General features: G+C 65.1%; 15 protein-coding genes. 7 read left to right on the top strand and 8 right to left on the bottom strand.

Annotation, left to right across the window (positions count from 1 at the left end; translation table 11 throughout):
- Positions 1–65 precede the first annotated feature (65 nt).
- Entirely contained in the window at positions 66–1256 is a 1191-nt protein-coding gene (locus AC1RRP_RS04990; RefSeq protein WP_493033852.1) for a CaiB/BaiF CoA transferase family protein, read from the bottom strand.
- 168 nt (positions 1257–1424) lie between these two features.
- Here AC1RRP_RS04990 and AC1RRP_RS04995 point away from each other — a divergent pair, with 168 nt between their 5' ends.
- The 7 genes from AC1RRP_RS04995 (at position 1425) to AC1RRP_RS05025 (ending at position 6631) form a co-directional block, all read left to right on the top strand.
- Positions 1425–2090 carry a GntR family transcriptional regulator gene (locus AC1RRP_RS04995; protein WP_493033853.1) on the top strand — a complete coding sequence of 222 codons (666 nt, stop codon included), beginning with the start codon at positions 1425–1427 and terminating at the stop codon, positions 2088–2090.
- A gap of 141 nt (positions 2091–2231) precedes the next feature.
- Positions 2232–3044, top strand: coding sequence for a thymidylate synthase (locus AC1RRP_RS05000; protein ID WP_493033855.1), 813 nt, complete (start codon positions 2232–2234; stop codon positions 3042–3044).
- 255 nt (positions 3045–3299) lie between these two features.
- The gene (locus tag AC1RRP_RS05005; protein ID WP_493033857.1) at positions 3300–4196 is read left to right on the top strand and encodes a DMT family transporter; all 897 of its coding nucleotides are present in this window, start codon (positions 3300–3302) and stop codon (positions 4194–4196) included.
- Positions 4193–4687 (top strand): dihydrofolate reductase, encoded by a 495-nt coding sequence (locus AC1RRP_RS05010; protein WP_493033859.1) that lies wholly within the window; start codon positions 4193–4195, stop codon positions 4685–4687. Before AC1RRP_RS05005 ends, AC1RRP_RS05010 begins: the two co-directional genes overlap by 4 nt.
- Position 4688: 1 nt before the next feature.
- The gene (locus tag AC1RRP_RS05015; protein ID WP_493033861.1) at positions 4689–5282 is read left to right on the top strand and encodes a DUF4337 domain-containing protein; all 594 of its coding nucleotides are present in this window, start codon (positions 4689–4691) and stop codon (positions 5280–5282) included.
- A 10-nt stretch (positions 5283–5292) separates the two neighbouring features.
- Positions 5293–6063, top strand: coding sequence for an exodeoxyribonuclease III (locus AC1RRP_RS05020; RefSeq protein ID WP_493033863.1), 771 nt, complete (start codon positions 5293–5295; stop codon positions 6061–6063).
- 19 nt (positions 6064–6082) lie between these two features.
- Positions 6083–6631 carry a methylated-DNA--[protein]-cysteine S-methyltransferase gene (locus AC1RRP_RS05025; RefSeq protein WP_493033865.1) on the top strand — a complete coding sequence of 183 codons (549 nt, stop codon included), beginning with the start codon at positions 6083–6085 and terminating at the stop codon, positions 6629–6631.
- A gap of 195 nt (positions 6632–6826) precedes the next feature.
- Here AC1RRP_RS05025 and ntrC read toward each other — a convergent pair whose 3' ends face one another.
- The 7 genes from ntrC to AC1RRP_RS05060 all read right to left on the bottom strand — a co-directional run bounded on the left by ntrC (position 6827) and on the right by AC1RRP_RS05060 (position 14338).
- Positions 6827–8302, bottom strand: a complete 1476-nt coding sequence (ntrC, locus tag AC1RRP_RS05030; RefSeq protein WP_493033867.1) for a nitrogen regulation protein NR(I) — start codon at positions 8300–8302, stop codon at positions 6827–6829.
- Between the two features lie 33 nt (positions 8303–8335).
- Positions 8336–9406: a nitrogen regulation protein NR(II) gene (gene glnL / locus AC1RRP_RS05035; protein ID WP_493033869.1), complete on the bottom strand. Its 1071-nt coding sequence runs from the start codon at positions 9404–9406 to the stop codon at positions 8336–8338.
- Between the two features lie 5 nt (positions 9407–9411).
- Positions 9412–9888 carry a hypothetical protein gene (locus tag AC1RRP_RS05040; protein WP_493034177.1) on the bottom strand — a complete coding sequence of 159 codons (477 nt, stop codon included), beginning with the start codon at positions 9886–9888 and terminating at the stop codon, positions 9412–9414.
- A 176-nt stretch (positions 9889–10064) separates the two neighbouring features.
- The gene (glnA, locus tag AC1RRP_RS05045; RefSeq protein WP_493033871.1) at positions 10065–11480 is read right to left on the bottom strand and encodes a type I glutamate--ammonia ligase; all 1416 of its coding nucleotides are present in this window, start codon (positions 11478–11480) and stop codon (positions 10065–10067) included.
- Positions 11481–11687: 207 nt separating this feature from the next.
- Entirely contained in the window at positions 11688–12521 is an 834-nt protein-coding gene (locus AC1RRP_RS05050) for a competence/damage-inducible protein A (protein WP_493033873.1), read from the bottom strand.
- Positions 12514–13347 (bottom strand): EI24 domain-containing protein, encoded by an 834-nt coding sequence (locus AC1RRP_RS05055; RefSeq protein ID WP_493033877.1) that lies wholly within the window; start codon positions 13345–13347, stop codon positions 12514–12516. Before AC1RRP_RS05055 ends, AC1RRP_RS05050 begins: the two co-directional genes overlap by 8 nt.
- A 37-nt stretch (positions 13348–13384) precedes the next feature.
- Positions 13385–14338, bottom strand: coding sequence for a sterol desaturase family protein (locus AC1RRP_RS05060; protein ID WP_493033879.1), 954 nt, complete (start codon positions 14336–14338; stop codon positions 13385–13387).

The raw sequence follows: 14338 nt of genomic DNA on the forward strand, positions 1-14338 counted from the left end.
TTGCCCCCTTGAGGGGGGTGGCGCAGCGACACGCAGTGCGCGTAGCCTGGGGGTGTTTCATCACTTCAATAGACTCCTTGTGCCTTCAGGCGCTTCATTTCATCATCGGCCAGGCCGAGTTCGTGCAGGATCTCTGCGCTGTGCTCGCCGCGCTTGGGTGCCGCACGGGCAATGGTGCTGGGCGTGCGCTCCAGCTGCACCGGCTGGCCCACCAGGCGCTGCGGGCCGTGGTGCGCCGAGACCACCTCCTTGACCATGCCCAGGTGCCGGACCTGTTCTTCCTCGAACACTTCCTGCACATTGTTGATCAGGCCGCAGGCCACACCGCCTTCGTTGAAGCGCTGCACCCAGTAGGCGCGGTCCTGCGCGGCCAGGCGGCGGTTGATCTCTTCGTTGAGCGAATCGCGGTTGACCGAGCGGCCCATCTTGTCGTGGTAACGCGCATCCGTCACCCACTCGGGTGCGCCCAGGATGTCGCAGAAGCGTTCCCAGATCTTGGAGCCGAAGACGGCGATGTTCATCCAGCCGTCACGCGCCTTGTAGACCCCGGTGGGGATGCTGGTCGGGTGGTAGTTGCCCGCTTGCGTGGGCACTTCGCCGTCGATGAGCACGCGTGAGGTCTGGAAGTCCATCATGTAGACCATGGACTCCAGCAGCGAGGTGTGCAGGAACTGTCCTTTGCCTGAGGCCTCACGCTCCAGCAGCGCGACCAGGATGCCCTGGGCCGCAAAGATGCCCGCACAGAGGTCGGCAATCGGGATGCCCACGCGCATGGGGCCGTCACCCGGCTTGCCGGTGACCGACATCAGACCGCTCATGCCCTGGGCGATCTGGTCGAAACCCGGGCGCTGGGCCAGGGGACCCGTCTGGCCGAAGCCCGAGATGCTGGCGTAGACCAGGCGCGGGTGGTCTTTCGCCAGCGTCTCGTAGTCGATGCCCAGGCGGAACTTCACGTCGGGGCGGAAGTTCTCGACCACCACGTCGGCCGTGGCGATCAGGCGCTTGAGCACGGCGATGCCTTCGGCCTCTTTCAGGTTCAGGGTGATGGAGCGCTTGTTGCGGTGGGTGTACTGGTAATCGGAACCATCCTGGCCCCCCAGGGTGTCGTCACCGCGCATGTGCTCGGGCATCTGGACCTGGATGACGTCGGCGCCCCAGTCGGCAAGCTGGCGGCAGCAGGTCGGGCCGGCGCGGACCTGGGTCAGGTCGATCACGCGAAAACGCGCCAGGGCGGAGGAAGCTGGGGTATGGGGCATGGTGGGCAGGTCTACGCAAGTCAAACTGGGAGGCAGTGTCCTGTTTAAGACCTTAAGTGTCAACACTTTTACAAGAATAGATGACACTTTTAATGGTTTTCCCCAATCCCGCCGCGGCCGCGGGTGCTACCATCCAGCCACCCCCGACGTCCACCGCCCACCTCCCCCATGGAACCCGCCAAAGAAAAAACCGAGCAGGGACTCTCACCCGCCATCGCGGAAGAACTCAAGCGCCTCATCTACAGCGGTGAAATCCAGCCCGGCGACCGCCTCAACGAAGCCGCACTCGCCCTGCGCATGGGCACCAGCCGGGGCCCCATCCGCGAAGCCATCCGCATGCTGGCCGGCCTGGGCCTGGTCACGGCCGTGCCCAACCGCGGCGTCTTCGTGCGCCAGATCTCGGTGCGCGAGATGCTGGAGATCTATGAGCTGCGCGCCCTGGTCTTCGGCTTCGCCGCGGAGCGCGCCAGCGTGCATGTGGACGACAGCCACCGCAAGGAACTCGAACAGCTGCTCGACCGCATGGACACGGCCTGCGAGGCCGGCGACGGCACGGCCTACTACGAGCTCAACCTGCGTTTCCACACCGTGATCCTGGAGCTCTGTGGCAACCAGCGCGCCCACCAGGCCTACGACGACTACATCAAGGAGCTGCACCTGTTCCGGCGCAGCTACTTCAATGCGCCGGGCAATATGCGCCGCTCCAACACCGAGCACCGCGCCATCTTCGAGGCCATCGCCAAGGGCGACGCCAAACGCGCCCGCACCCTGGCCGAGCGCCACGTGCTCTCCGGGCGCGACCGGTTGCTGGCGCGGCTGGACCAGCCTGCCTGAAGTTGAAGAAACACCCCCTGAGCCGCTACGCGGCTTCCCCCTCTCTCGCCTTCGGCGGGAGGGGGACCGCACCAACGGCCCGGCCGAGCCGGTTCCGTGGTGCGCCCCGCCTGAATACCGACTTGTAGGAAAATCGTGGTCATGACCACCCGCCCCGTCCGCTCCCAGTACGAAGACTTCATGCGCCACGTGTACACCACGGGCGTGGCCAAGACCGACCGCACCGGCACCGGCACGCGCAGCGTGTTCGGCCACCAGATGCGCTTCGACCTCAAGGAAGGTTTCCCCCTGGTCACCACCAAGAAGGTGCACCTGCGCTCCATCATCCAGGAGCTGCTCTGGTTCCTCACGGGCTCGAGCAACAACAACTGGCTCAAGGAACGCGGCGTCTCCATCTGGGATGAATGGGCGCGGCCTGATGGTGATCTGGGCCCGGTCTACGGTGTGCAGTGGCGCAGCTGGCCGACGCCTGACGGCGGCCACATCGACCAGATCGCCGAGGTCGTCAAGACGCTCAAGAGCAACCCCGATTCGCGCCGCATCATCGTGAGCGCCTGGAACGTGGCCGAACTCAGCAAGATGGCGCTCATGCCCTGCCACGCTTTCTTCCAGTTCTACGTGGCCGAGGGCAAGTTGAGCTGCCAGCTCTACCAGCGCAGCGCTGACATCTTCCTGGGCGTGCCCTTCAACATCGCCAGCTATGCGCTGCTCACGCACATGCTGGCGCAGCAGTGTGACCTGGACGTGGGTGACTTCATCTGGACCGGGGGCGACTGCCACATCTACAGCAACCACCACGAGCAGGTGGCACTGCAGCTGGGCCGCGCGCCCTACCCCTACCCCACCCTGAACATCAAGCGCCGGCCGGACTCGATCTTCGATTACCAGTACGAGGACTTCGAGGTGCTGGACTACCAGTGCCACCCGGCCATCAAGGCTCCGGTGGCCGTGTGAGCAGGACCTGCGTACACTTATTTCCCCAGATGCGTTGCGGATCAAAAAGGCCATGCGGTAGGCGCGTGGACGCCGCCGGGGTCAACCCCGGCAAGATCACGCAACACCCCGCATGGTCTTTTTGGCCGCAACCCGGAGGGAATAGGGCCCCAAAGGCGCCACTCGTTGTTGCACTCCTAGCCCAGGCGGCCAGCCTGGGCGTCGTCGCGCGCCTAGATTGGCGCCTTTGGGGCCCTATTCGCACTGGGGAAATAAGTGTACGCAGGTCCTAACCGCAAACAGCTCATCACCCTGATCGCCCTCACGCTGATGTGGGGCATCAACTGGCCGATGATGAAGTTCTCGCTGCGGGAGCTCTCGCCCCTGTATTTCCGTGCGCTGACCATGACGGCGGGCGCGCTGTTTCTCTACAGCTGGTACCGGGCCCAGGGCCTGCGCATGTGGCCGCAGGGCCGTGAATGGCGTACGGTCCTGGCCATTGGCGCGCCCAATATGCTGGGCTGGCACACCTTCGCGATCCTCGGCGTCGGGGAGCTGGCCTCGGGCCGGGCCGCCATCCTGGGTTTCACCATGCCGATCTGGACGGTGCTGATCGGCGTGCTCTTCTTGGGCGAACGGCTCACGCGCCGGTTGAGCGTGGCTGCGGTGGCCGTGGCCATCGCCATCGCACTGCTGACTTCCAGCGAGTTCACCAACCTCAGCGGCCGCCCGCTGGGTGTGATGTGGATGGAGATTGCCGCGATCTGCTGGGCCATCGGCACGCTGATGATGCGGCGCGCCACCCTCACCCTGCCGGTGGAGACCCTCACCATCTGGACCATGATCCTGGCCAGCGCCTGCCTCTGGCTCATCGCCCTGGCCAGCGAACCCTGGCCCAGCTGGCAGTTCAGCGGCACCATGTGGCTCAGTCTGGCCTACGGTGCCTTCATCAACTACGGCTTTGCCCAGACCCTGTGGGCCAGCCTGGCGCGGCACCTGCCAGCGTCTACCAGCGCCATGAGCGTGATGGCCATCCCCCTGGTGGGCACGCTCAGCGCCACCTTCATCGTCGGCGAATGGCCGCACTGGCAGGATTACGTGGCCGTCGTCTTCGTGATGCTGGCCATTGCCGCCGTGCTGTTGCCGCCGCGTTCCCGGAGAATACCCGCATGAAACTGCACCTCATCTTCGCCCGCGCGGCCAATGGCACCATCGGCAAGGACGGCGTGATGCCGTGGCACCTGCCCGAGGACCTGGCCCATTTCAAGCGCACCACGCTGGGCTGCCCGGTCATCATGGGCCGCAAGACCTGGGAATCGATCCCGGCGCGCTTTCGCCCCCTGCCCGGCCGCACCAATGTGGTGGTGACGCGCCAACCAGGCTGGCACGCCGAAGGCGCACACGTAGCGCACTCGCTGCCCGAGGCCCTGGCCCTTTGCGGCGAGGTGAACGATGCCTGGATCATCGGCGGCGCCGACATCTACGCACAGGCCCTGCCACTGGCCAGTACCGCAGTGGTCACAGAAATAGAAGCGTCATATGACGGGGATGCTTTTGCGCCACAATTCGGACCCGAGTGGAAGGAAACGCGACGCGAGCGTCACGGCTCCTCCACCGGCCTGAATTTCAGTTTTGTCACTTACACGAATACAAAAGGAGTCTGATATGTCCGGAGGCGGTTTTCACGTGCACGGCCCGCACGACCACGAACTCGAACACGCGCAACAGGGCGGCGGCCATGGTGACCACGGCGGCGGCATGACCAACCAGATCGCCATGTTCACGGCCATCATCGCCACAGTGGGCGCCATCTTCGCCTACATGGGCGGTGCCACCCAGGCCAATGCCGGCCTGTACAAGAACAATGCGGCCATCAAGAAGACCGAGGCGTCCAACCAGTGGAACTACTTCCAGTCCAAGAGCACCAAGCAGTCCCTGGCCGAGGTCTCGCGCGACCTGACCTCCAGCGGCGCCGAGAAGGAAAAGTACCAGGCCAAGATCGACCGCTACGAGAAGGAAAAGAACGAGATCAAGGTGGTCGCCGAGAAGCTGGAAGCCGATGCCACCGACTGGGACAAGAAGAGCGACGAGCAGATGCACCTGCACCACCGCTGGGCCCAGGCCACCACCGTGCTGCAAGTCTGCATCGCGCTGGCCGCCATCGCCCTGCTGACACGCAAGAAGTGGCTGGAATACGCCATGTTCGCGGCCGGAGCGCTCGGGGTGGTCGTCGGCGCGCTAGCGGTGCTGCACATCTGATGCCCAGCGCATGAAGCTCGCGACCTGGAACATCAACTCGCTCAACGTGCGCCTGCCGCAGGTTCTGGACTGGCTGGCGGCCAACCCGGTGGACGTGCTGGCGCTCCAGGAGCTCAAGCTCACCGACGACAAGTTTCCCTTCGACGCCTTCGCGGCGGCGGGCTACCAGGCCGCGTGCTTTGGCCAGAAGACCTACAACGGCGTGGCCCTGCTCGCGCGCGCGCCGCTGGAAGGCGTGGTGCGCAACATCCCGGGTTTCGAGGACGAGATGGCGCGTGTGATCAGCGCCACGGTGAACGGCGTGCGGGTCATCGGCGCCTATTTCCCCAACGGCCAGGAGCCGGGCTCGGACAAGTTCGCCTACAAGATGCGCTGGCTCGACGCCCTGCGCGAGTGGCTGCGCGGCGAACTGCAGCAGCACCCGAAGCTGGTGCTCATGGGTGACTACAACATCACCTTCGACGACGCCGATGTCTGGGACCCGGTGGGCCTCAAGGACACGATCCATTGCACCGAGGAAGAGCGCACGCATCTGCGCGCGCTGGTCGATCTGGGCCTGACGGATTCGGTGCGCCTGTTCCCGCAGCCCGAGAAGAACTATTCGTGGTGGGACTACCGCAACATGGCCTTCCGCCGCAAGCAGGGCCTGCGCATCGATCACATCCTGATCAGCGATGCGCTCAAGCCCCTGGCCACGGCCTGCGCTGTGGACCCTACGCCGCGCAAGAACGAACGCCCCAGCGACCACGCCCCGGTGGTGCTGGAGTTGCAAGGGTTCTGAGCGCCCTGGCCCACCGGTCATGGACACGCTGGGCTACACCCTCTTTCCGACGCCCCTGGGCTTGTGCGGCATTGCCTGGAACAAGCGGGCGCTGACCTGCGTGCAACTGCCGGAAACCGATGAAGCGGCCACGCTCGGGCGTCTGGCACGGCGTTACCCGCAGTGCCAGCGCAGCGAGCCTCCGCCCTTTGTGCGAGACGCCATCGCTGCCGTCACGGCCCTGCTCGAAGGCCATCCCGGCGAACCGCGTGATCTCACGCACCTGCCGCTGGACATGGGCGGCGTGCCGCCCTTTCACCAGCGCGTCTACGAACTGGCACGACGCATCCCGCCGGGCGAAACCTTGACCTATGGTGAAGTGGCGCAGCGCCTGGGCGAACCGGGCGCGGCCCGCGCCGTCGGCCAGGCCCTGGGGGCCAACCCCTTTGCCCCCGTGGTGCCCTGCCACCGTGTGCTGGGCGCCCAGACGGGCACCGGTGGTTTCTCGGCCCATGGCGGGCTGTCGACCAAGCTGAAGATGCTGGAGATCGAGGGCGCGCGCTTCGGCGGCCCCGGGCTCTTCGACTGAAGCCAGAGAAAGCAAACAGACACGGTATTCATGCGAGGACGCCGTGGAACGGGCTTCGCCCGGCCGCTGGCGCCGCCCCCCAGTGGGGGCTGAGGGCCGCGGCTCCAAGCCTGCCTGCGCAGGCTTGGACGGACCCGAAGAGCTGGAGTCTCCGACGTCGGCACCGGGCGGCCAAAGGCCGCCCCGGGGGGCGTCCTATTCCTCCAGCCCCAGTTCCTGGATCTTGCGGGTGATGGTGTTGCGGCCGATGCCCAGCTTGTGGGCGGCCTCGATGCGCCGGCCACGCGTGCTGTCCAGCGCCGTCAGGATGAGCTTGCGCTCGAACCGCTTCGTCAGTTCATCCCAGACGTCCAGTCGACCGCTGAGCAGCAGGGCCATGGCCTCGGCCTGCAGGCCGCTCTCCCAGTCAACGGAGGACGCCGGCATGCCCGCCACAGGCGAGGCCAGGGCCACGGCCTCCGGCACCCCCGCTGCTGCTGCAGATGGGGCGGCGACAGCAAGGGCCTCACCAGGTGCCAGGCCGATCTCGGGGGGCAGGTCCTTGGCTTCAATCACCTGGGCCGGTGCCATGACGGTCAGCCAGTGGCAGATGTTCTCCAGCTGGCGCACATTGCCGGGAAATCCGAAGCGCCCCAGTCGCTCCAGCGCCGCATCCGAGATGCGCTTGGGCTCGACGCCAAGCTGGCGTGCGCTCTGCTGCAGGAAGTGGCGCGTGAGCATGGGCACGTCCTCGCGCCGCTCGCGCAGGGCCGGCAGACGCAGGCGGATGACGTTGAGGCGGTGGAACAGGTCTTCGCGGAACACGCCTTCCTTGACGCGTTGCTCCAGGTCCTGGTGCGTGGCGGCGATCACGCGCACATTGGTCTTGACGGCGCTGTGCCCGCCCACACGGTAGAAATGGCCGTCCGACAGCACACGCAGCAGCCGTGTCTGCAGGTCGAAAGGCATGTCGCCGATCTCGTCGAGGAAGAGCGTGCCGCCATCGGCCTGCTCGAAACGGCCGCGACGCATGGTCTGGGCACCGGTGAAGGCGCCGCGCTCATGGCCGAACAGCTCGCTCTCCAGCAGATCCTTCGGGATCGCGGCGGTATTGATCGCCACGAAAGGCCCGTTGGCACGCGGTGAATGCTTGTGCAGGGCACGCGCCACCAGCTCCTTGCCCGAACCCGATTCACCGGTGATCAGCACGGTGACATTGCTCTGAGAGAGCCGGCCGATGGCGCGGAACACGTCCTGCATGGCCGGGGCCTGACCCAGCATCTCGGGGGCTTCGTCGATGGACTCCTGCGCAACCTCCTCGCGCTGACTTTCCTCGACGGCACGGCGGATCAACTCCACCGCCTTGGGCAGGTCGAAAGGCTTGGGCAGGTACTCGAAGGCCCCGCCCTGGAAGGCGGAGACCGCACTGTCCAGGTCGGAGAAGGCCGTCATGATGATGACCGGCAGGCCGGGGTGGCGCGCCTTGACCTTCTCCAGGAGTTCCAGGCCGGAGCCGCCCGGCATGCGGATGTCGCTCACCAGCACCTGCGGGCCCTCGCCCTCCTCGTCCAGGGCAGCCAGCACCTCGCGCGGGTTGGTGAAGCTGCGTGTGGGCATCTGCTCGCGTTGCAGCGCCTTCTCCAGCACGAAGCGTATGGACTGGTCATCATCGGCGATCCAAATCGGCTTCATGTGCGACTACACCCTTAGGTCATGCTGCCATTCTCAGGGCAGCGGTATCAATATTTTGAAATCGGTCCGGCCGGGCTCGCTGTCGCACTCGATCAGGCCATGGTGCTGCTGCACGAAGGTTTGCGCCAACGTCAGCCCCAGGCCGGAGCCGCCCTCCCTTCCCGACACCAGCGGGAAAAAGATACGGTCCTTGATCGAGTCCGGCACGCCGGGCCCGTTGTCGATGACATGCAATTCCAATGCCAGCTTGTAGCGTTGTTTGCCGAAAGTGATCTGGCGGGCGATCCGGGTCCGGAAGGTCAGGCGCCCATCACCGGCGGCGATGCGCTCGGCGAGGGCCTGACAGGCGTTGTGCGCAATATTCAGAACGGCCTGGATCAGCTGCTCGCGGTCGCCGCGAAACTCCGGAATGGAGGTGTCGTAATCGCGCACCACGCGCAAACCCTTGGGGAATTCGGCCAGGATCAGCGAGCGCACCCGCTCGCAGACCTCGTGCATGTTGACGTCGCCCACCACATGCGGGCGGCGATGCGGCGCGAGCAGGCGGTCCACCAGGGTCTGCAGGCGGTCGGCCTCGTGGATGATCACACGCGTGTACTCGGTCAGCTGGCTGTCGATCTCCATCTCCAGCAACTGGGCCGCGCCACGGATGCCACCCAGCGGGTTCTTGATCTCGTGCGCGAGGTTGCGGATCAGCTCCTTGTTGGCCTGGGCTTGGTCAATCAGGCGCTCTTCGCGTTCCTGGCGGGCCTGCTGCTCCAGCGGCAGCATCTCGATCAGGATGTCTCCCGGCTGGTCGGTCTGGGTCAGGATCACGTGCACGGGCAGGGGGTCCCGCCCGGGACGCTTCAGCCAGGCATCGTAGCGCAGGGCCGCAAATTCGTTGTCGCGCAAACCGCCAAGGGCGGCCGCCAGGGTCGCGGGCTCGGTGTAGTGCTCTGCCAGATCCGACCCTTCGATGCTGCGCCGGGACATGCCCAGCGCGTCCTCGAGGGCGGCATTGGCATAGACCACCGCCGCGTCCCCGTGCACGACGGCGACGAGCGTGGCCAGAAGGTCAAAAGGCTGGAAGCGACTGACGGAGGGGATGGCGGTCGGTTTCAAGCCGCCTATTTTGACTCAGGAAGGCGGTCGAGTTCGCGGCGCAGGCCGGCCTGGTCGCTTTCATTGCGTTCGATGCTGGCCTTGAGTTCGTTCACGCGGTCCAGGTACTTCTGGTGGTTGCGAAATTCGGGCCCCATCTTCTCGGGCTCGCCGTTGTTGTATTCGGCCTGCAGTTCGGACTGCCGGGCTTCGGCCTTGCGCAGCTCGGCCTCCAGGATCTGGCGGGCATCCGTATCACGCTGGCGCTGCAGCGTGCCGTCAACGCGCTTACCTTCCTGGCTGGCCGAGGCGAGGCGGACCGACTCCGTCGCGCGCGGGCGTTGCACCACGGTCACGTTGCCGCCCTCGAGCAGCTTGCAGCCCTTCTGGCCGGGTTGCACGGTATTGGTGTACTCATTGCCGCAACGGTAGATGCGGCCCTGGGCCTGGGCCAGATCGGCCACGGTCAGGCCTGCTACGAAAAGCGTAGCTGCTAACGACATCAGTAAAGGCTTCTTCATAGGGTTCTCCGCACATCGAAAATGCAGGGGCGGTCTGAGAGTATCGACTATCCACGCCAAAAATCAAACCCCGAAAGTTCACGGAAAACAAAAAGGACGGCCGAAGCCGTCCTTTTTTTGCGACAAGCTGTAACGAATCACAGCCTGCGGGCACCCCTTTACAGGGAGTAGTACATGTCGTACTCGACCGGGTGCGGCGCCATGCGGAAGCGCGTGACTTCGCCCATCTTCAACTCGATGTAGGCATCCAGCATGGAGTCGGTGAACACGCCGCCCTTGGTCAGGAAGGAGCGGTCCTTGTCCAGGTAGTCCAGGGCCTGGTCCAGGCTGTGGCAGACGGTCGGCACCAGCTTGTCCTCTTCCGGGGGCAGGTGGTACAGGTCCTTGGTGGCGGCTTCGCCCGGATGGATCTTGTTTTCCACGCCGTCCAGACCGGCCATCATCAGGGCCGAGAAGCACAGATAGGGGTTGGCGGACGGATCGGGGAAACGCGCCTCGATGCGGCGACCCTTGGGGTTGGCCACGAAGGGGATGCGGATGGAAGCAGAACGGTTGCGCGAGCTGTAGGCCAGCTTCACCGGGGCTTCGAAGCCGGGCACCAGGCGCTTGTAGCTGTTGGTACCGGGGTTGGTGATGGCGTTCAGCGCACGGGCGTGCTTGATGATGCCGCCGATGTAGTACAGGGCAAAGTCGCTCAGGCCGGCGTAGCCGTCACCGGCGAACAGGTTCTTGCCGTCCTTCCAGATGGACTGGTGCACATGCATGCCGGAGCCGTTGTCGCCAGCGTAGGGCTTGGGCATGAAGGTGGCGGTCTTGCCGTAGGCGTTGGCCACGTTCCAGACCACGTACTTCAGGACCTGGGTCCAGTCGGCGCGCTGCACCAGCGTGCTGAACTTGGTGCCGATCTCGTTCTGGCCAGCGCCGGCCACTTCGTGGTGGAACACTTCGACCGGGATGCCCAGGGATTCGAGGATCAGGGACATCTCGGCGCGCATGTCCTGCGTGCTGTCGACCGGGGGCACCGGGAAATAGCCGCCCTTGGTGGTGGGGCGGTGGCCGCGGTTGCCGCCTTCGAGCTGCTTGCCGCTGTTCCAGGGGGCTTCGTACTCGTCGATGGCGAACATCACGTTGCCGGGTTCGTTGGACCAGCGCACGCCGTCGAAGATGAAGAATTCGGGCTCGGGACCGAAGTAGGCGGTGTCGCCGATACCGGAAGCCTTCAGGTAGGCCTCGGCACGCTTGGCGATGGAGCGCGGGTCACGGTCATAGGACTTGCCGTCGCTGGGCTCGACCACGTCACACTGCAGGAACAGGGTGGTTTCTTCGAAGAAGGGGTCGATGTTGGCGGTGTTCGGGTCGGGCATGAGCTGCATGTCCGAAGCCTCGATGCCCTTCCAGCCGGCGATGGACGAACCGTCGAAGGCGTGGCCCGAGCTGAACTTGTCTTCATCGAAGTGGGAAACCGGCACGGTCACGTGCTGTTCCTTGCCACGGGTGTCGGTGAAGCGGAAGTCAACGAACTTGACCTCGTTTTCCTTCACCATCTTCATCACGTCTGCGACGGTCTTGGCCATCTGGTACTCCTGGTAGGAAGGGTTGTTAAAAGTTACGCAGGCACATGAATGCAGGTTCTGTGCCAATCCCGCTTGCGCCGGCTTGCGTCAAAGTCGGTATTCTGCCTTGAGTTTCAGTGCCTTCCCGCGATCAGACGCACACCAAGGCAGAAACTTTTTGCCAAATTGATCCAATTTGGTGCATTCAAAACGCACCAAATTGGTAAATTAATTTTTACGCACCAATTCAGGGCCAAGCTTGGCACCCAGCTGGCTCAGGCCTTCGAGCAGCGCCGCATAAGCAGGCGGGATCAGATCGGGACCGCCCTTGACCCCCAGTTCTATGTGCCGGCCATGCTGCGGATGATCGACGCTGGGCAGGCTGAAGACCTTGACGCTGGCGTGCCGCGACTCGATGGCCTCCATCAGCGGTGTCAACGTGGCCTCCATGGCACCGTAGACGATGACGGACTGCTCGCACCAGGCATCGCGGCGGAACTGCCCCGCGTAATGGGTGTCCAGCACCCATTCGATCATCGGCCAGGCCATCACGGGAAAGCCCGGCACGAAATGCACGGCGCCCCGGCCGCCGGGGGACGCACAGCTGAACCCGGGGATCTTGTTGTAGGGGTTGGGAATGATCTGCGACCCGACAGGAAAGACCCCCATATTGAGCCGGTGCACATTGTCCGGACGGTCCGGCACATAGGGCACGCCCTGCTCGCGCGCCACGTCCTGCATGCGCTCGCGGATCAGCAACTCGGCCTGGGGATGCAGCGCCAGCTCCGTGCCCAGGGCGCGCGCCGCACATAGCCGCGTGTGGTCATCCGGTGTGGCGCCGATACCGCCACAGGAAAACACCACCTCGCCTGAGGCGAAGGCACGTGCCAGCGTGGCCGTGATGCGCTGCGGGTCGTCGCCCACGTAGTCGGCATACGCGAGCGGCAGGCCGCGCGCCTGCAGCAGCTCGATGACCTTGGGCAGATGCTTGTCGGCGCGTTTGCCCGACAGGATTTCATCGCCGATGATGATCAGGCCGAAGGATACGGTGGTGTCAGGCATGGGAAGAGTCCGTGGCGCCGGCGTCCGGCAGAGGGGCGGCGCGCAGCGCGGCGAGTGCCGCCAGGCTGTAGTGGCTGAACCAGAGCGCCGCAAAGATGAACACGAAGGTATAGATCCAGATTGCCAAGGGCACCAGCAGCGGCGCCAGGACGACGGCCATGGCGCCGACCGCCCAGATCAGGCCAGGCGCTGCGCCCATATAGCCGCTGATCACACCGATGGCCAGCAGCCAGTAGCGGTGACGGCGCATCAACTCTTCGCGCTCCGGCTTGCTGGCGTGCAAGGCCAGCACGTCGTAGACCATCACGCGCGAGGTCAGCCAGCCCCAGATCAGGGGCGGCACGACGATCACCAGGGGGGGGATCAGCCACAGCGGCAGGGTCAGGACCAGCGCCAGCAAAGCCAGCAGCGCCGAACCCAGACCTTGCAGCAGGCTGCCCGCGAAGCTGCCCCCGCGCCGCTGTGCCAGCGCGTTGAACCGGCGCTCGGCCACCAGCTTGACAAGAGCCGGCGTCGCCAGCCAGGCCACCGCCAGCAGGGACAGCACGATCATCAGCGGCAGGACCAGCGAGATGAGCAGCAGGGGTGGGAGCACCATGCGCAGGTGCCCCATGGCCATGCTGTCGAGCCAGCGAAACAGGCTTTCCATCAGTGCCCAGTCGGCCAGCCAGGTCTGCAGGCCCAGCACGGCCGGGTCCCAGAACAGCCAGAACAGCCCCACGCTCAAGGCTGCAAGCAGCACCAGGGGCAGGAAGGACAAGGCAATCACGCGCGGTTGCAGGCAATAGGCCAGCGCGCGCCAGAAGGAGTCCAGGAAAAGTGTCATGTTCCAAGCATACCTTGGCGCATGTTTCAAACCTGTTTCAGGCCCGCCCCAACAGTCGCTTGAGGCCCAGCCATTGCTGGGACCAGAAGCCGCGCCCGTAATCACGTCCCTGCTCCACCTGGTCGCGGATGCCGGTCGGGTCGTAGCGCAGCTCGAAGTTGGCTGTGCCGAACAGCATGTCCCACCAGGGCAGCAAGACGCCGAAGTTGTGTCCACCGAGGACCTTGCCGGGCGATTCGTGACCGATGCCGATGCTGTGGTGCACCCGGTGAAAGCGCGGGCTGATCCACAGGCGCTCGCCCCAGCGCCCGAAGGACAGGCGCAGGTTGGCGTGCTGGAAACTTTCGCTGAGCTGGGTGAAAGCGACGATGGCCACGAACTGCCCCGGTGCCACGCCGATGAGCTGTGCCAGCGTGACCAGCAGCACGTCGCGGAGCAGGTCGTCGAGCAGGTGGTTGCGGTTGTCGCTCCACATCGTCATCTGGCGCTGCGAGTGGTGCAGCGCATGCAGGCGCCACCACCATTCGAAGTGGTGCTGGCCGCGATGCAGCCAGTAGTCGAAGAAATCCATCACGACCAGGTAGATCAGCAGGCTGACCACGGGCAGATCGGTCACACCGGGCCACAGGTCATCCAGATGGAAGGTCGGCAGGCCGGCCGCGCGCAGCATGCCGAAGAAGTCGTCCATCAACGGCGTGAGCGTGAAGAAGAGCACCAGCCGGAACAGGCCCAGGCGATGGATCAGGGTATAGAGCACGTCGGTGCGGATGGCCGCCCGGTCGGCCAGCGGCTCGACCGGACGCCAGCGCTGCAGCGGCGCCATGACCGCCAGCATGACCACCAGTTGCAGCAGACCGACGAGCAGCCAGCCCGTGCCGCTGTAGGCGTCCTCCAGCCGGTTGCCCAGGCCGATGGCAAACACCACGGGTTGCACCAGCAACTCGAACAGCCACTGCTGCAGGGCGTCAAAGGCGTTCACCAGATGCTCCAT

This window comes from Hylemonella sp. GW821-FHT12C09 (assembly GCF_058807395.1).